This window comes from Streptomyces sp. NPDC058001 (assembly GCF_042886315.1).
In the GTDB taxonomy this organism is placed as follows: Bacteria; Actinomycetota; Actinomycetes; order Streptomycetales; family Streptomycetaceae; genus Streptomyces.
On sequence record NZ_JBHVQT010000015.1, the window covers coordinates 68,468 to 85,820 of the forward strand.

16 protein-coding genes are annotated in these 17,353 nt (G+C 70.9%); 4 read left to right on the forward strand and 12 right to left on the reverse strand.

What is annotated here, in order from left to right; translation table 11 throughout:
• Positions 1 to 10 precede the first annotated feature (10 nt).
• Positions 11 to 1,183, reverse strand: a complete 1,173-nt coding sequence (locus tag ACFVT5_RS33475) for an acyl-CoA dehydrogenase (protein WP_389895842.1) — start codon at positions 1,181 to 1,183, stop codon at positions 11 to 13.
• Positions 1,184 to 1,613: 430 nt separating this feature from the next.
• Here ACFVT5_RS33475 and ACFVT5_RS33480 point away from each other — a divergent pair, with 430 nt between their 5' ends.
• On the forward strand, positions 1,614 to 2,855 hold the full coding sequence (locus ACFVT5_RS33480; RefSeq protein WP_389895845.1) for a glycoside hydrolase family 18 protein: 1,242 nt from the start codon (positions 1,614 to 1,616) through the stop codon (positions 2,853 to 2,855).
• Between the two features lie 96 nt (positions 2,856 to 2,951).
• On the opposite strand, the gene ACFVT5_RS33485 is transcribed toward ACFVT5_RS33480, so the two are convergent.
• Positions 2,952 to 3,605: a TetR/AcrR family transcriptional regulator gene (locus ACFVT5_RS33485; RefSeq protein WP_389895848.1), complete on the reverse strand. Its 654-nt coding sequence runs from the start codon at positions 3,603 to 3,605 to the stop codon at positions 2,952 to 2,954.
• A gap of 247 nt (positions 3,606 to 3,852) precedes the next feature.
• Positions 3,853 to 4,005 carry an SCO1431 family membrane protein gene (locus ACFVT5_RS33490; RefSeq protein ID WP_389895851.1) on the reverse strand — a complete coding sequence of 51 codons (153 nt, stop codon included), beginning with the start codon at positions 4,003 to 4,005 and terminating at the stop codon, positions 3,853 to 3,855.
• 260 nt (positions 4,006 to 4,265) lie between these two features.
• On the opposite strand from ACFVT5_RS33490, the gene ACFVT5_RS33495 reads away from it, so the two are divergent.
• Positions 4,266 to 5,783 carry a M1 family metallopeptidase gene (locus ACFVT5_RS33495; protein ID WP_389895854.1) on the forward strand — a complete coding sequence of 506 codons (1,518 nt, stop codon included), beginning with the start codon at positions 4,266 to 4,268 and terminating at the stop codon, positions 5,781 to 5,783.
• Positions 5,784 to 5,846: 63 nt separating this feature from the next.
• Here the strand turns inward: ACFVT5_RS33495 and ACFVT5_RS33500 are convergent, their stop codons facing one another.
• Positions 5,847 to 7,214, reverse strand: coding sequence for a peptidase C39 family protein (locus ACFVT5_RS33500; RefSeq protein WP_389895857.1), 1,368 nt, complete (start codon positions 7,212 to 7,214; stop codon positions 5,847 to 5,849).
• Positions 7,215 to 7,402: 188 nt separating this feature from the next.
• Here ACFVT5_RS33500 and ACFVT5_RS33505 point away from each other — a divergent pair, with 188 nt between their 5' ends.
• Both ACFVT5_RS33505 and ACFVT5_RS33510 read left to right on the forward strand, forming a co-directional pair.
• Entirely contained in the window at positions 7,403 to 8,032 is a 630-nt protein-coding gene (locus tag ACFVT5_RS33505) for a uridine kinase (protein WP_389895859.1), read from the forward strand.
• A 483-nt stretch (positions 8,033 to 8,515) separates the two neighbouring features.
• Complete coding sequence (locus tag ACFVT5_RS33510; protein WP_389895861.1) at positions 8,516 to 10,360, forward strand: AAA family ATPase; 1,845 nt, start codon at positions 8,516 to 8,518, stop codon at positions 10,358 to 10,360.
• Between the two features lie 76 nt (positions 10,361 to 10,436).
• Here the strand turns inward: ACFVT5_RS33510 and ACFVT5_RS33515 are convergent, their stop codons facing one another.
• The 8 genes from ACFVT5_RS33515 to ACFVT5_RS33550 form a co-directional block, all read right to left on the reverse strand.
• Positions 10,437 to 11,531, reverse strand: coding sequence for a hemolysin family protein (locus ACFVT5_RS33515; RefSeq protein WP_389895864.1), 1,095 nt, complete (start codon positions 11,529 to 11,531; stop codon positions 10,437 to 10,439).
• Positions 11,528 to 12,925 (reverse strand): hemolysin family protein, encoded by a 1,398-nt coding sequence (locus ACFVT5_RS33520; RefSeq protein ID WP_389895867.1) that lies wholly within the window; start codon positions 12,923 to 12,925, stop codon positions 11,528 to 11,530. The genes ACFVT5_RS33515 and ACFVT5_RS33520 overlap by 4 nt, the downstream gene beginning before the upstream one ends.
• Before the next feature lie 247 nt (positions 12,926 to 13,172).
• A complete protein-coding gene (locus ACFVT5_RS33525) occupies positions 13,173 to 13,652 on the reverse strand; it encodes a PH domain-containing protein (protein WP_389895870.1) in 480 nt (159 codons plus the stop codon).
• A 32-nt stretch (positions 13,653 to 13,684) separates the two neighbouring features.
• Positions 13,685 to 14,542, reverse strand: coding sequence for an ATP phosphoribosyltransferase (gene hisG / locus ACFVT5_RS33530; protein WP_389895872.1), 858 nt, complete (start codon positions 14,540 to 14,542; stop codon positions 13,685 to 13,687).
• Positions 14,543 to 14,607: 65 nt separating this feature from the next.
• On the reverse strand, positions 14,608 to 14,880 hold the full coding sequence (locus ACFVT5_RS33535; protein ID WP_004990764.1) for a phosphoribosyl-ATP diphosphatase: 273 nt from the start codon (positions 14,878 to 14,880) through the stop codon (positions 14,608 to 14,610).
• A 49-nt stretch (positions 14,881 to 14,929) separates the two neighbouring features.
• The gene (gene ribH, locus ACFVT5_RS33540; protein WP_389895875.1) at positions 14,930 to 15,415 is read right to left on the reverse strand and encodes a 6,7-dimethyl-8-ribityllumazine synthase; all 486 of its coding nucleotides are present in this window, start codon (positions 15,413 to 15,415) and stop codon (positions 14,930 to 14,932) included.
• 25 nt (positions 15,416 to 15,440) lie between these two features.
• Entirely contained in the window at positions 15,441 to 16,739 is a 1,299-nt protein-coding gene (locus ACFVT5_RS33545) for a bifunctional 3,4-dihydroxy-2-butanone-4-phosphate synthase/GTP cyclohydrolase II (RefSeq protein WP_389895878.1), read from the reverse strand.
• A complete protein-coding gene (locus ACFVT5_RS33550) occupies positions 16,736 to 17,320 on the reverse strand; it encodes a nicotinamide riboside transporter PnuC (protein WP_389896356.1) in 585 nt (194 codons plus the stop codon). The genes ACFVT5_RS33545 and ACFVT5_RS33550 overlap by 4 nt, the downstream gene beginning before the upstream one ends.
• Positions 17,321 to 17,353: the final 33 nt, after the last annotated feature.

Consider the following 17,353-nt stretch of genomic DNA (forward strand, 5'->3'; position numbering starts at 1 on the left):
GACCCGCTGGTCAGTGCGGGGCGGGACCCGCGAGATGGCGCGCGATGACCATGCGCTGGATCTGATTGGTGCCCTCGACGATCTGGAGCACCTTGGCCTCGCGCATGTACCGCTCGACGGGGAAGTCCGCGGTGTAGCCGTAGCCGCCGAGTACCTGGACGGCGTCGGTGGTGACCTTCATCGCGGCGTCCGTACAGAGGAGTTTGGCCATGGCCGCCTGCTTGGAGAAGGGCCGGCCCGTGTCCCGCAGCCGGGCGGCGGCCAGATAGAGGGCACGCCCCGCCTCGATCTGGGTCGCCATGTCGGCGAGCATGAAGCGCAGCCCCTGGAAGTCGATGATGGACCGTCCGAACTGCCGCCGCCCGGTGGCGTATTCGAGCGCCGTGTCCAGGGCGGCCTGGGCCAGGCCGATCGCGCAGGCCGCGATGCCGAGCCGGCCGGAGTCGAGCGCGGACAGGGCGATGGCGAAGCCCTGGCCCTCGTCGCCGATGCGGCGCGCGTCGGGGACCCGTACTCCGTCGAAGTGGACCTGGGCGGTCGGCGAACCCTTCATGCCCATCTTGCGCTCGGGGGCGGCGGCGCTCAGTCCCGCCGCGTCACCGGGGACGAGATACGCCGAGATCCCCCGGGCGCCCTCGCCGCCGGAGCGCGCGAGCACGGTGTAGAAGTCGGCGACCCCGCCGTGGGTGATCCATGCCTTGGTCCCGCTGATCACCCAGTCGTCGCCCTCGCGTACCGCCTTGGTGCGCAGCGAGGCGGCGTCGGAACCGGAGGCGGGCTCGGAGAGGCAGTAGGCGCCGAGGAGACCGCCGCCGAGCATCGCGGGCAGATGCTCCGCCCGCTGCTCCTTGCTGCCGTAGGTCGCGAGCGCGTGGCAGGCGAGTGTGTGGACGCTGACGCCGAGGCCGACGGTGAGCCGGGCCGCGGCGAGTTCTTCGAGTACCTGGAGGTAGACCTCGTACGGCTGGCCTCCGCCGCCGTACTCCACGTCGAACGGGAGACCGAGCAGGCCCGCTTCGGAGAGGAGGGTGAAGACATCGCGGGGGAAGTGCCCGGTGTCCTCCTCGTCGGCCGCGTGCGGCGCGATCTCACGGCGGCCGAGGTCGCGGACGAGTGAGAGCAGATCCCTGGCCTCGTCCGTCGGCATCGGACGGTCCACCGGCTGCGGGGCGCGGTCGGGCATGGCGGTCCTCCCTGTCGGGCAGTTCGGCGGTCGCGCGCGCAGGGTGTGGCGGCGCCGCCGGGGTGGCTCCGGAGTCGTCGGCGACAGCCGTCGGACCACGGACCCGGGACAAATCCAGCACTCACCGGCCGATGGTGCCCTCCCGGGTCTCGGAAGCTGCTGACCAGCGGCTGTGGCGCGTTGAGTATGCCCGATCGGAGGCAGTACGTCACGGGGTGGCCGGGGGTCCGGGGACCCGGGAAATTGGTCCGAACCATTGACCCCACTGGTCTAGTCCTCCTACTGTTCCCCCCGAACGCTTCACCGCGTTCATGCCAAACAGTCGTACCGAACAGCCGTACCGAACAGCCATGCCGAACAGTCATGCGGAACAGGTACGCACCCCACAGCACCATTTCCCCCACGCTCCCCTCCCCCACGAGGTGACACGATGCTCGAACCGCACCGTCCTCGCGCCCGTTTCCGGGCGCTGATCTCCGCCGTGTGTTGTGCCGTGCTCGGTGCCGGCCTGCTCGCCGGGGCGACCGGCGCGACCGCCCAGGAGACCGGCACCACGAAGGCCGCAGCCGCGGGCTCGAAGGTCGTCGGCTACTTCACGGAGTGGGGTGTCTACGGCCGGAACTACCACGTCAAGAACATCGAGACGTCCGGCTCGGCCGCCAAACTCACCCACATCAACTACGCCTTCGGCAATGTCCAGGGCGGCAAGTGCACGATGGGCGACTCCTACGCCGCGATCGACAAGGCGTACACCGCCGACCAGTCCGTGGACGGTGTCGCGGACACCTGGGACCAGCCGCTGCGCGGCAACTTCAACCAGCTCAAGAAGCTGAAGGCCAAGCACCCGAACCTCAAGGTCCTGTGGTCCTTCGGCGGCTGGACCTGGTCCGGTGGCTTCACGCAGGCCGCGCAGAACCCGGCGGCCTTCGCGCAGTCCTGCTACGACCTGCTGGGCGACCCGCGCTGGGCCGGGGTGTTCGACGGGATCGACATCGACTGGGAGTACCCGAACGCCTGTGGTCTGACCTGTGACACCAGTGGCCGGGCCGCGTACAAGAACCTGATGTCCGCGGTACGGGCGAAGTTCGGCGCCGGCAAGCTGGTCACGGCCGCCATCCCGGCCGACGCGTCGACCGGCGGCAAGATCGACGCCGCCGACTACGCGGGCGCCGCCCAGTACGTCGACTGGTACAACCCGATGACGTACGACTTCTTCGGCGCCTGGGACGCGCAGGGTCCGACGGCCCCGCACTCGCCGCTGGCCTCCTACCCCGGCATTCCGAAGGCCGACTACCACTCGTCCGCGACGATCGCCAAGCTCAAGGCGCTCAACATCCCGGCGTCGAAGCTGCTGCTCGGCATCGGCTTCTACGGCCGCGGCTGGACCGGAGTCACCCAGGCGGCGCCCGGCGGCACCGCCACCGGCCCGGCGCAGGGCACCTATGAGCAGGGCATCGACGACTACAAGGTGCTCAAGAACTCCTGCCCGGCCACCGGCACCGTCGGCGGCACCGCGTACGCCAAGTGCGGTAGCAACTGGTGGAGTTACGACACCCCCGCGACCATCGCCGGGAAGATGGCCTACAAGAACCAGCAGGGTCTTGGCGGCACCTTCTTCTGGGAGCTGAGCGGTGACACGTCGAACGGCGAGCTGATCAAGTCGATCAACTAGGCTCAGCTGTACGTCAGTTGTCGTCCTGGGGGGCGGAATCCGGTTTCGGGTTCCGCCCCCTTGGCGTGGCGTCGGCGAGCGGGACGGGCAGATGCGTCAGGCGGCGGGGCGCGGTGGCGCCGGGCAGGAGGGTTCCAGTTCCTCGATGGTGCGCAGGGTGCTGCCGAGCAGCTTCACCAGCAGGTCGCGCACCGTCTCGCGCGGCGGGTCGCCCCGGCCGATCCAGTCGAGCGTGATGCCCTCGACGCTGCACTGCCAGCCCAGCAGCGCCAACCGCGCCAGGCGCGGGATGTCGGTGCGGCCGTACGCGCCCATGGCGATGGTGTCCGTGATCGCCTCGCGCACACCGTCCCGGATCGCGTGCACCTCGGTGTCGAAGCCGACACCACCGCTGATGATCGTGCGATACGCGGCCTGGTTCTGCTCGGCGTAGCGGAGATAGCCCTCGATGGTGCGCTGGACCCTGGTCACCCCCGGCAGCTCGGTCTCGCCGCCGGCCCGTGCGACGAGATCCGCCACGGAGTCCTCGATGATCGCGAGGTAGTAGCCGCGCTTGGACTTGAAGTAGTAGTAGATCAGGCCCTTGGCGACATGGGCGTGGCGTGCGATGTCGTCCATGGACAGGGCGTCGTAGGACGTGTCCGCGAACAACTTCCGCCCGATGGCGATGAGTTCGGCGCGGCGCGCGAGGGAACGGTCGGTGGCGCCCGCCCGTGGACGGTCGGCGACGCGGTGCTGAGTGGTATTCAAATCCGGCCCTGGTCTCCCCGACTGGCAGCGGAACATGCGCGCGCAGTATGGCAGAACGGGATCCGCCGGCCACGGGGTCCCGCGGAACCGCTGGTTCAGCGGTGGAATCTCCGGTTCACCCGTGGAATCGCCGGTCCGGCCGGGTCACTCGTCGGTCGACCGGGTCACTCGCCGGTCCGGCCGGGTCACTCGCCGGTCCGGCCGGGTCACTCGCCGGTCCGGCCGGGTCAAAGGGGGCCGAGCCGGGTCAGACGAGGCCGAGCTGGGTCACGAGCATCGCGAGGACGACGACCAGGGTCCAGCCCGCGAGATGTTCGAGGATCTTCGGCCGGCCGTCCGACGGGCCGCCGGTGCGGGCGCGGGCGTGGCGGGATGTCGCGGTCGATGAGGTCGCGGTCATGGGTGTCTCGCTGACAGTCGTCCGGCAGTGGATGTCCCCCCACTGATCCGCCCACTCTGCCACCGGTTCGCACCGGTTCCGGAGGAATCTTCGGAGACATTGGTCACGGCACAACGGTGACGAGCGCTCGCGCGTCTCCTCACCGAGTGGCTTTCCCGCCCCCGACCAAGCCCCGGCCCCTGACCAGGCCGGGGCCGCTCGCCTCGCCCATGGCGCCCCCGGCGCACCGCCGGGGGCCGCTCTCGACCGAAAGGCACGTGATGAGTACGTTCCGGACGTCCCGTCGGGGAAGGCGGGTCGCCCTGGCCGCCGCGATCACCGCGACGGCCGCGCTGATCGGCCCGGTCTCGCACGCCACACCGTCCACCGCCGGCCCGTCCACCGCCGGGTCCGGGTCGCCGTCCCCGGGCGCGGCCGGGCTCGGCGACCCTCTCTTCCCGCTCGACGGGAACGGCGGTTACAAGGTCAACCGCTATGTCCTCGACTTCGACTGGCAGGCACCCAGGACGCCGTTCCGGGCGACCGCCACGATCAAGGCCGGCGCCACCCAGTCGCTGTCCCGCTTCCACCTCGACTTCGCGGGCAACACGCTGCGGAAGGTCCTCGTCAACGGCGTCACGGCACGCACCGAGCGGGACGGCGACGAACTCGTCGTCACTCCCGCGAAGCCGATCCCGGGCAGCCACTTCACGGTCGAGGTCGCCTACACCGCCGACCCGACGCAGATTCGCCACCGCGACGACGCCATCGAGGACTACGGCTGGATCCCGACGCCCGACGGCACTGTGCTGTATCCGCAGCCAGGCGGCGCCAAGATGATCTTCCCGGCGAACGACCATCCCAGCCGGCGGGCGCCGATCACCTTCCGGATCACCACACCGCCGGGTCTGTCGGCTGTCGCCAATGGCAAGCTGGTGCACCGCGCCCAGCAGAAGGACGGCCGGGTCCGCTGGACGTACGACTCGGAGCAGCCGGTCGCCGCCCAGCTCGCGCAGTTCGCGGTCGGGAAGTTCACCTTCGTCGACAGCGTGGGACCGCACGGCCTGCCGATCCGGGACGTCGTCCCCGACGACCTGGTGGAGCCGACCGCGGCCTACCGCAAGCTCACCGCCGAGCACATCGCATGGCTCGAACAGCGGCTGGGCCCCTACCCGTTCAACCGGTACGGCGTCCTGGTCGGCGACACCGACCTCGGGGTCGCCCTGGAAACCCAGACGCTCTCGCTGGTCCCCAAGGCCGACCTCCTCGGCACCCGGGTCGACGCCGAGCGGAACCTGGTGCACGAGCTGGCGCACCAGTGGCTCGGCGACGACATCGCGATCCGCACCTGGTCCGACCTGTGGCTGAGCGAGGGCCACGCCCGCTTCTACGAGCGGCTCTACTCCCAGGAACACGGCGGCGACAGCTTCGAGGCCGCCATGCGCACGGCGTACGAGAACCACGACCTGTGGCGCCGCGACTACGGCGCCCCCGCCGAGCCGACCGAGCCGAACCTCTTCAAGCGGATGCGGTACGACGGTTCGGCGCTGGTCCTGTACGCGCTGCGCGAGCAGGTCGGCGACGCGATGTTCCGGAAGATCGAGAAGGCGTGGGCGACCGGGTACCGCGGCCGAACGGTCGGCACGGCGGACTATGTCGCGCTGGCGTCGCGGATCGCCGGCCAGGACCTCGAAGGGTTCCTGCGTCCGTGGCTGTACGGCGCGAAGACACCGCCGATGCCGGGGCATCCGGACTGGGTCGTGACCCCCACCCCCGCCTCCGCCCTCGCCCAGGGGTGACACGGCGACGGCCCCGCTCCCCCAGTACTCGTCGGGGAAGCGGGGCCGTCCCGCGCGCGGGCGTCAGCGAATACCGACGGCCGCCAATGCCTTGCGTTGCCGGTCGGTGAGCTGCGCGGGGAAGTACAGGTAGCAGACACCGCCGGTGCCGGAGGAGACCTTGCCGGAAGCGTTGTACCGCTTGGTCCTGAGCCAGATGTTCTCCCACTCACGGCGCTTGTAGACGCGCCGCACGGCGGGGTCGTTCGGCGACGCGGGGTCGTTGGCGATCACGTCGCCGTCCGCCGTGAAGCCGATGACCGTCATCAGATGCCCGGACGTGCCGTACCCGGCCCCGGTCAGCTCCTCCTTCAGGAACGACTGGGACGTTATGGCCGGGATGCCCGCCGCGATCAGTGTCTCCAGGTCGGTCAGCGACCCGAGCCGGGTGACGACGCCCTGAAGGTCCTTGTACGTCGCGGCGTAGGCCGCGTTGAACGGCCAGTTGCCGCAGCCCTCGTACTGGTAGTCGTAGGTGAACCGCGCCGCGTGGCACACCTGCGGATCCGCGTAGTCCGGATTCACCCAGGCCAGGTCGTCGGCGGTGGGCTTCCGGCCCCAGTACTCGATGATCATCTGCGACGAGGTGGGGCTGCACCACGCCTCACCGCCGTTGTCGTACTCCGGGTACTGCCCGGCGTGGATGTTCTGCGAGTAGCGCGGCACGGTCAGCTCGCGCGCCAGGCCGGGGACCGACGCGGGCACCGTGAAGCGGTCCGGGATGTCGGAGCCCATCGCGCCGAGCCGCCACACCGTCGGCGTGGCCTTGCTCCCCGGGGCCCGGTACAGCGTGAGCCGCAGTCGGTACGAGACGAGACGCAGCCCTGTCGCCGGGTTGTCGATCGCGAAGGTGTCGGTCCACACACTGCTCTTGTCGTCGCTCTGGCCGTCGACCGAGGTGCGCCGGATGTCCTGGTCACCGGACGCCCAGCGGCCCATCACGTACCAGGGTGTGTCCGTGCCGTCGGAGTACGTGCCCGACAGCTCTACCTGGATCCAGGTCCCGGCGGGGGTGTGTGCGTTCCAGGACGCTATGACCTCCGTCGACGGTACGGCGAGGCGGTGCTTCGGCGCGGTCCAGGTCGCGTACTCCCAGGTCGCGGTCGCGCCGGTGTGCGGGTCGGTGTAGTCGCGGCGGCCGGCGGCCTTGGCGATCACCAGGCCGGGCCTGCGCCCGGACACCGCACGGGTACCGGCGTCCGTACCACCGCGCCAGTCGGTGTACGAGGTCCAGGCGCGGTTGTCCACGGGCCGCCCGGGTCCACGGTGGCGGGGGCGAGCGCCGGGCGCGGCGGCGACGGCGGGGGCGGAGGCGCCCGCCGTGGTGGCCACGGCGACGCCCGCGGCGGCGGCGAGCAGGGTGCGGCGGGACGTCTCGGCTGGTCTGGTCATGGACGGGGAACCCCCAGTCGACTCGGATCCTAGGAGGCGGGTCAGTGCCCGGCAGTGGGCCAACTATGGCCGGTCCCGGCGGACTTCGGCCAGCGTTACGGGCACCGCCACGCCGACCAATATTGGACTCGACCACTGGCATGACCTGCGGCGGCGCGCCGGAGGACCGCGCCACTACGCTGACCGTGATGACCGCGCGCACCTCCCACCCCGGACCTTCCGCCGCCGGCGACCCCCTGGGCGCCGTGGCCCGCCTCGCCGACGAACTGCGACGGCTGCCGCCCTCGTGCGGTCCCGTACGGCTGGTCGCCGTCGACGGGCACGCGGGCTCGGGGAAGACCACCTTCGCCGGACATCTGGCCGCCGCGCTGGGCGGTGCGCCGGTGCTGCATCTGGACGACATCGCGACCCACGACGAACTCTTCGACTGGACCGGACGCCTGGAACGGCAGGTCCTCGCACCGCTCCGGCGCGGTGAGCGCGCGCGCTACGAGCCGTACGACTGGCACGCCCGCGCGTTCGGCCCCGCACGTGACCTCGCGCCCGCGCCGGTGGTCCTCGTCGAGGGGGTCGGCGCCGGGCGGCGGGAGCTGCGGCCCAGTCTGGCGCGGCTGCTGTGGATGGATCTCCCGCCCGAGGAGTCGTGGGACCGGGGGCGCGGCCGGGACGGGGCTCAGCAGCGTGACTTCTGGCACGCCTGGGTCGCCGCCGAGCGACGGCACTTCGCGGACGACCCCTCGCGTCCCGGCGCGCACCGACTGATCCGCCAGGGTCCGGAGGGGTACGAGGTGCGTTCGGGACCTGCTGAGACTGCGTGAGGGACGCATTCCGTCACGGACCGTGAGCGGCACTCGGCGGTGGGCCGGGCGGCCCCGAAACCGCTCCCAGGAGTGCCTCAACTCGGCTTGACCGAGGGGCCGTACAGGACTTACGTTCTCAATGTGCGGCCTTTCGGGTCGCCCCAGGACGCGAAGCCCCCGATTGTTCCCCCGTGATCGGGGGCTTCGTTCTGTCCTTTGCGCCCCCTTCGCGCCCTTTCCCCCACCGCCGTGAGCCCATGATCGCTCACCCTCGGTCACCGTGCGGCGTGCGCCCCGTGTGCTTCCGCCCGCGCGACCCGCGCGGACGGCACCCTTCGGCCGACGACGGCACCGCAGGTACGATGCCTGCGGTGCGATATACGGACGACGGCACACCCGCACCGAGTCAACTCCCGTCCAGAGCACAGCGGTTCGACGAAGGACAGCCGGCGGGCACCGGCCCGGCGGCCCACCACGGGGGCACGGTTTGTGGGGGACGTGATGGACTTCGGCACCCAGGGCGCACCGGGCCCTGCCGACCTCGCCTGGCTGCGAGGCGTCGACGCCTACACGATGGGCGCGTATCCGCAGGCCGAGGAGGAGTTCCGGGCGGCGGTACGGATCGATCCGGGACTGGCCGACGGCTGGCTCGGGCTGCACGCGCTGCGGGTCGACACGACGACCGCGCTGCTGCGGATGTTCCGGCACCGCGACCGCTTCGGCGAGCAGCGCACACGACATCGACGCACCCTCAACTCCTGGTACTGGCTGGGCTGGTGGGTGCAGCCGGTGCTCGAATCACCGCGCGACCTGCTGCTCGCGCACGCCTCGCACTGGCTCGACGGCCGCCATGTGCCCGAGCTGGACCGGGCGCTGGCCGGGCTGCCGCCGGTCGACGCGGATCCGCAGGTGCGGTTCCTGCACGCGTGCCGGGCCTATCTCGTCAAGGACTGGGACCAGTTGGTGCGCCACACGGACCCGCTGATCGACGACGCGATGCTCGGCATAGAGGCGGGCCTGTTCGGCGGGATGGCGCGGGTCCGGCTTGAGATGTTCGGGCAGGCCGAACCGCTCCTGTCGGCCTCGCTGATGCGCTGCCGCAGCGAGCAGCCGCAGCGCAAGGAGCTGCGGTACTGGCTGGCGCGGGCACACGAGGGCACCGGGCGCAGCGCCGCCGCGCTTCCGCTGTACCGGGCCGTGCACCGGGTGGACCCCGTGTTCATGGACACCTCGGCGCGGCTCGCCGCGATATCCGAGGGCGACGGGTACGACGACTCGGTGGACCTGGCGTCGATCACGCTCGCCGGGTTCGGGCAGGACATGATGGACGGTCCCTCCGGTGTGGACCCGCTGTTCGGGGGCGAGGGCCGGGACCTCAAGGTGAGCGACCCGGATCTGCCGCAGGCGGCGGACGTCACGGACGCGTTCCGCGAGAAGGCCGGAGTGCCGGTGCCGCCCATGCCGCCGGGGCCCGCGGATCCGGCGCTCCTGGAGGAGGCGTTGGCCGAGCTGGAGCGGATGGTCGGCCTGGAACCGGTGAAGCGGCAGGTCAAGGCGTTGTCCGCGCAGCTCAACATGGCCCGTCTGCGGGTCGGGCAGGGGCTGCCCGTGCAGCCGCCGAAACGACACTTCGTCTTCTCGGGCCCTTCCGGTACGGGCAAGACCACGGTGGCGCGCATCCTCGGGCGGGTGTTCTACGCACTCGGGCTGCTCGGCGGCGACCATCTGGTGGAGGCCCAGCGGGCGGACCTCGTCGGCGAGTATCTGGGGCAGACCGCCGTGAAGGCCAATGAACTCATCGACTCCGCGATCGGCGGTGTCCTGTTCGTGGACGAGGCGTACGCGCTCTCCAACTCGGGGTACGGCAAGGGCGACGCGTACGGCGACGAGGCCCTTCAGGTGCTGCTCAAGCGGGCCGAGGACAACCGGGACCACCTCGTGGTGATCCTCGCCGGATATCCCGAGGGGATGGACCGGCTGCTCGCGGCCAACCCCGGCCTGTCGTCCCGCTTCACGACGCGCGTCGACTTCCCCTCGTACCGGCCGCTGGAACTCACGGCGATCGGCGAGGTGCTCGCCGCGGAGAACGGGGACGTCTGGGACGAGGAGGCACGGGACGAGCTGCGCTCGATCAGTGGCCATGTCATCGACCAGGGGTGGATCGACGAGCTGGGCAACGGCCGGTTCCTGCGGACCCTGTACGAGAAGAGCTGTGCGTACCGGGATCTGCGGCTCTCCGGCTACACCAGCGCGCCGACCCGCGACGACCTCGCCACGATTCGCCTGCCGGACCTGATGCAGGCATACGGGGAAGTCCTCTCGGGCCGGGGCCCCAGCACGCCATAGCCGGACGCGGCCGCCGAGAGGGGCGGCCCTGCCCCCCACCTCGTGGAGACGGGACTCGTTGAGGTGGGGGGGTCGGTCAGGAAGTCAGGGCCTCCTGGGGGATCGAGCGGGGTGGGGTCACCGGCTGGGCCGGTGCGGGCAGCGGGCGGTGCGTGGGGTCTCTTACCTCTCCCACCAGGAGTTCCAGGACGTCCTCCAAGGCCACCAGGCCCAGGATTCGGCCCTGGGCGTCGGCCACCTGGGCGAGATGCGTCGCCGCCCGGCGCATCACGGTGAGGGCGTCATCGAGCGGCAGCTCGGCCCGCAAGGTGGTCATCGGCCGCCAGATCTGCTGCGGCACCGCCCGATCGCTGTCGGCCGGGCCGATCAGGTCCAGGACGTCCTTGACATGCAGATACCCCATGAAGGCGCCGCTCTCCGCGCAGACCGGGAACCGGGAGAACCCGGTACGTGCCGTGAGGTCGACGACCTGGCCGGGCGTGACCGACGGGTCCACGGTGACCAGGGACGGCCGGTCCAGGAGGACGTCCGTGACCGGGCGGGAGCCCAGTTCGAGCGCGTCCCCCAGGCGTTCCCGCTCCTCCGGTTCCAGGAGCCCCGCCTGCCCCGCGTCCTCGACCAGCCGGTTGAGCTGCTCGCTGGTGAAGACGGCCTCCACCTCGTCCTTCGGTTCGACGCGGAACAGCTTCAGGATGAGCTGCGCACACGCCCCCAGCGCCACCGTCACCGGGCGGCACAGCCGGGCGAAGGCCACCAGGCCGGGGCTGAACCACAGTGCCGTCTTCTCGGGCGCCGCCATCGCCAGGTTCTTCGGCACCATCTCGCCGATGACGAGGTGGAGGAAGACGACGAGGGCAAGCGCGATGACGTACCCGAGGGGGTGAATCAGTTCCTCCGGCAGATGCATCCCGGCGAACAGCGGCTCCAGGAGGTGCGCCACGGTCGGTTCGGCGACGGCGCCGAGCGTCAGCGAGCAGACGGTGATACCGAACTGCGCGGCGGCCATCATCTGCGGCAGATGCTCAAGGCCGTACAGCACCTGCCGCGCCCGTGCCGTCCCGAGCGGTTCGATCTGGCTGCGGCGCACGGAGACGAGCGCGAACTCGGCGCCGACGAAGAAGCCGTTGACGAGGACGAGGAGCCCGGCGAAGAAGAGCTGAAGAAGACTCATCGGGACGCCTCCGCACCGGTCAGAGCCTTCGCGCCGGTCAGGGTCTTCCCGTACGCCGACTCCGGTACGGGTGATCCGGGCGCCGGCACGTCGACGGTCCGGACGATCCGTACCCGCTCGGCGCGGTAGTGCCCGACCTGCCGTACGGCGAGCCGCCAGCCGGGGAGTTCGGCACGGTCGCCCGGCGCCGGAATCCGCCCGAGCAGATCCGCGACGAGCCCGGCGACGGTCTCGTAGGGGCCCTCGGGCGCTTCGAGGCCGATACGCAGGAGGGTGTCCACGCGGCAGCTGCCGTCCACGTCCCACGCGGGCCGCCCGTCCTCGGGCGACGCGGGGGCGAGTTCCGGCAGGTCCTGGCCGTCGTGCTCGTCGCGGACCTCGCCGATGATCTCCTCGACGATGTCCTCCAGGGTGACGACCCCGGCGGTGCCGCCGTACTCGTCGACGACGACGGCGATCGGCTGCTCGCTGCGCAGGAGTTCCAGGAGCGGTTGCACCGGCATCGTCTCGGGCACCATGAGCGGCGGTCCGGCGATCCGGTCGACGGGGGTCCGCAGCCGGTCCCGCGCGGGCACCGCGAGAGCGTCCTTGAGGTGGGCCATGCCGACGATCTCGTCGATCCGGTCACGGTAGACCGGGAAGCGGGACAGTCCGGTGGCCCGGGTGAGGTTGACGATGTCCTCGGCGGTCGCCGAGGACTGGAGGGCGCTGACCTTCACGCGCGGGGTCATCACATGCTGGGCGGTGAGGTCGCCGAGGGACAGGGTGCGGACGAACAGGTCGGCCGTGTCCTGCTCCAGGGTGCCGGCCAGCGCGGAGTGCCGGGCGAGCGAGACGAGTTCGCCGGGGGTGCGGGCCGAGGCGAGTTCGGCGGTGGGTTCGACGCCGAGGACCCGGACGAGCCGGTTGGCGACGGCGTTCAGCGCGGAGATCACCGGGCGGAACAGCAGCGCGAACACATGCTGCGGTCCGGCGACGAAACGCGCGACCTGGAGGGGGCGCGACACCGCCCAGTTCTTGGGGACGAGTTCCCCGACCACCATCTGCACGGCCGACGCGAGCAGCATGCCGACGACCACGGAGACACCGGGCACGGCGCCTTCGGGCAGTCCGACGGCGGTGAACGGTCCGGCGAGCAGCTCGGCGAGCGCCGGTTCGGCGAGCATGCCGACGACGAGCGAGGTGATGGTGATGCCGAGCTGGGTGCCGGAGAGCTGGAAGGACAACTCCTTGAGGGAGTTGACGACCGTACGGGCCCGCCGGTCGCCGTCGGCCGCGGCCCGCTCGGCGTCGGGGCGCTCGACGGTGACGAGGCCGAACTCGGCGGCCACGAAGAATCCGTTGGCGAGAATCAACAGGAACGCCGCTCCGAGGAGCAGCAGGGAGACGCTCATGCCACCGCCTCCACACCGGCGCGGAACGGGTCCGCGCTATGTCGGGAGGGGGTGGCGCAGGTACTACAGGACGATCCGTCCATCGCCGGAGGGAGTCACTCCTCGGGTAGCAGGAGCCCCGGCGCGGTCCGGGCGGGCCGATGCCGGGGCGGGACGCTCCGAAGAGAGCGCCCCGCCACCAGATTAATCAAGACAGGGCCGGGATGGTCAGGCCGGAAGGGTACGAGTCAGCCGCGATGTCGCCGAGTCAACCCTGATGCCCGACGCCCTCACCCGTCGAGCCGCCACGGGACTCGACGAGGGCGCGCAGGGCCCGCGCGTCACGGATGGCCTGTTCCCTGGCGATGCCGGGCTGGATGCCCATGGCGGCCAGGCTGGTGCCGTCGCTGAGGTCGAGGAAGACCCAGGGGTCGCCGGGGCGGAGGTTCACCTGAAGGATCTCCGCCCAGTCGAGGCGCCGGCTGGAGGCGATGTTGACGACGGTCACACCGGACGGGTCGGCGCTGACCTTGGGCCGGGCGAGCAGTGCGAGACCGGCCAGGCAGAGCACCCCGACGAAGACGAAACTGAGCCGCTCCCCCGGGCCGAGGTCGGGCAGGATCAGCGCGATCACCGTGAGCGCCACGAGGATGGCGATACCCGAGGTGATCAGGACGACCCGGGTACGGGACGGCCGGAAGGTGACGGGCAGGGCGGGCGGCGCGAGGGGCGCGGGTGACGGGGGCATGGCTCCGGGACCTTGGTCGGCTGCGGCTGCCGTCAGAGACGGCAGGCGTGGATGGCGGTCGTGAGGATGGCCCGCGCGCCCAGGTCGTAGAGGTCGTCCATGATGCGCTGGGCCTCCTTGGCGGGGACCATGGCGCGGACGGCGACCCAGCCCTCGTTGTGCAGCGGCGAGATCGTCGGGGACTCAAGACCCGGGGTGAGGGCGACGGCCTGCTCCAGGTGCTCGGCGCGGCAGTCGTAGTCCATCATCACGTAGGTCCGGGCGACGAGGACGCCCTGGAGGCGGCGCAGGAACTGCTGCACCTTCGGCTCGGCGTCCTCGGAACTGTCCGCCCCGGTGCGGCGGATGACGATGGCCTCGGAGGTCATGATGGGCTCGCCGATGACTTCGAGACCGGCGTTGCGCAGCGAGGTGCCGGTCTCCACGACATCGGCGATGACCTGGGCGACGCCCAGTTCGATCGCGGTCTCGACGGCGCCGTCGAGGTGGACCACGGAGGCGTCGATGCCGTTGTCGGCGAGGTGCTTGTCGACAATGCCCTCGTAGGACGTGGCGATGGTGAGGCCGCCGAGGTCCGTGACGCCCTGGGCCGTGCCGGGCCTGGTGGCGAAGCGGAAGGTGGAGCGGGCGAAGCCGAGGGGGAGGATCTCCTCGGCGTTGGCGCCCGAGTCGATCAGCAGGTCACGGCCGGTGATGCCGATGTCGAGGCGGCCGGACGACACGTAGATCGCGATGTCGCGGGGGCGCAGATAGAAGAACTCGACCTGGTTCCCGGGGTCGACGATGACGAGTTCCTTGGACTCCCTGCGCTGCTGGTAGCCGGCCTCATGGAGCATCGCCGACGCAGGTCCGGACAGTGAACCCTTGTTGGGGACGGCGATGCGCAGCATGAGGCCCATTCCTTTGCGTGGGAGACGTTGTGTGATTGCGGTACGGGAAGCCGGTGGTGTGCGCTCTACAGATGGGCGTACACGTCGTCGAGGGAGATCCCCCGGGCGACCATCATCACCTGGACGTGGTACAGGAGCTGTGAGATCTCCTCGGCGGCGGCTTCCTTGCCCTCGTATTCGGCGGCCATCCAGACTTCGGCGGCCTCCTCCACGACCTTCTTGCCGATGGCATGGACGCCCTTGTCGACCAGCTCGGCGGTGCGCGAGGTGGCGGGATCGCCGTGGGCGGCCTTGTGCTGAAGCTCGGTGAACAGCTCTTCGAACGTCTTCTTGGACATGGTGGGGCTTACTTTACGCGGCCGTGGGTGCCCCTCTGTCGCCAGGGTTCTAGCGCCACGGTTCCGACACCGTACGCAGGGTGGCCGCGGTGGCGACGGCGGCGGTGACCGCTTCGTGGCCCTTGTCCTCGATGGAGCCCTCAAGGCCCGCGCGGTCGAGGGCCTGCTGCTCGGTGTCGCAGGTGAGGACGCCGAACCCGATGGGCACACCGGTGTCGACGGACACCTGGGTGAGGCCCTGGGTGACGCCCTGGCACACATAGTCGAAGTGCGGGGTGCCGCCCCGGATGACGACGCCGAGGGCGACGACCGCGTCATAGCCACGGCCCGCCAGGACCTTGGCCACGACGGGGAGTTCGAAGCTGCCGGGGACCCGCAGGACGGTGGGTTCGTCGATGCCGAGTTCGCGCAGGGCGCGCAGGGCGCCGTCCACGAGCCCGTCCATGACCTGCTGGTGCCACTGGGCGGCGATGACCGCGACCCGCAGGTCACCGCAGTTCTTCACACTCAGTTCGGGTGCGCCCTTGCCGCTCACGCGCTGCTCCTTGGTGTTGGGGTGCTTACTGGTTGCCGCAGGCCGAGGTCACCGGGGTGTCCAGCCAGGGCAGGTCGTGGCCCATCCGGTCGCGCTTGGTGCGCAGATACCGCAGGTTGTGCTCGCCGGCCTGGACGGGCATCGGTTCACGGCCGGTGACGTCGAGCCCGTGGCGTACCAGCGCCCGGGTCTTGTCGGGGTTGTTGGTCAGCAGGCGCAGGCTGCGGACGCCGAGGTCCTGGAGGATCTGGGCGCTCGCGCCGTAGTCGCGGGCGTCGGCGGGCAGGCCGAGTTCCAGGTTGGCGTCGAGGGTGTCGCGTCCGCGCTCCTGGAGTTCGTAGGCGCGTAGCTTCGACAGGAGTCCGATGCCGCGGCCCTCGTGGCCGCGCAGATAGACGACGACGCCGCGGCCCTCGGCGGTGATGCGTTCCATGGACGCCTGGAGCTGCGGTCCGCAGTCGCAGCGCAGCGAGTGGAAGATGTCGCCGGTCAGGCACTCGGAGTGGACCCGTACGAGCAGGTCGTCGCCGTCGCCGATGTCGCCGTGGACGAGGGCGACGTGTTCGACGCCGTCGACGGTGGAGCGGTAGCCGTACGCCGTGAAGTCGCCGTGGGCGGTGGGCAGCCGGACCTCGGCCTCGCGGCGGACGGTCGGTTCGGAGGCCCGGCGGTAGGCGATCAGGTCCTCGATGGAGATGATCGACAGGCCGTGCTTGCGGGCGAAGGGGACGAGTTCGGGCAGCCGCAGCATCCGGCCGTCCTCGCCCGCGATCTCCACGATGGCCCCGGCGGGTCGCAGTCCGGCGAGCCGGGCCAGGTCGACGGCGGCCTCGGTGTGGCCGTTGCGGACGAGGACGCCGCCGGGCTTGGCGCGCAGCGGGAAGACATGGCCGGGGCGCACGAAGTCGTCGGGGCCCGCGGTGCCGTCGGCGAGCAGCCGCAGGGTGGTGGCGCGGTCGGCGGCGGAGATGCCGGTGGTGACGCCGTGCGCGCCGCTCGCGTCGACGGAGACGGTGAACGCGGTGCGCATCGACTCAGTGTTGTGCTCGACCATCTGCGGAAGCTGGAGGCGGTCCAGTTCGTCGCCCTCCATGGGGGCGCAGATGAGGCCCCGGCACTCGCTCATCATGAAGGCGATGATCTCGGGTGTGGCCTTCTCGGCGGCGATGACGAGGTCGCCCTCGTTCTCGCGGTTCTCGTCGTCCACGACGACGACGGGCCGGCCCGCCGCGATGTCGGCGACGGCGCGTTCGACGGGGTCGAGTGCGAAGTCCGAGAGGTCCTCGTCGTGCCCGGTGCGGTACCAGACGGGTGTCGCGGTCATGCCGTGGCTCCTTCCAGGACGGGCCGTGCGGCGGCACGTGAGCGCAGCCACCAGTCGCGCATGCCCCACAGGACGAGTGCGCCGTACACGATGTAGACGAGACCGGAGAAGGCGAGGCCGCTGTGGAAGTTGAGCGGCACGCCGACCAGGTCGACGAGGAGCCAGGCGAACCAGAACTCGACCATGCCGCGGGCCTGGGCGTACATCGCGGCGAGGGTGCCCACGAAGATGTACGCGTCGGCCCACGGGCTCCACGAGAGTGAGGGGTAGGCGGTGAACAGGCCGCCGACCGCGAGGGTGCCGACGGCGGCGCCGCCGACCAGGTAGGCGCGCTCGCGCCAGGTGGCGAACCGTACGGCGACGGAGCCGTCCTCGGTGTCCCGCCTGCCGCGGGTCCAGGCCCGCCAGCCCCATACGGCAACGGCCATGACGACGAGTTGCTTGCCGACGCCACCGGCCTGCTGCACGGAGATGTTGGCGGCGATCAGGACGGCGCCGGAGAGGAACTGGGCGGGCCAGGTCCACAGGGAGCGACGCCAGCCGAGGGCGAGGGCGATCAGGCCGACGGTGTTGCCGATCATGTCGGACCAGATGACGTGTTGTCCGAAGGCGGT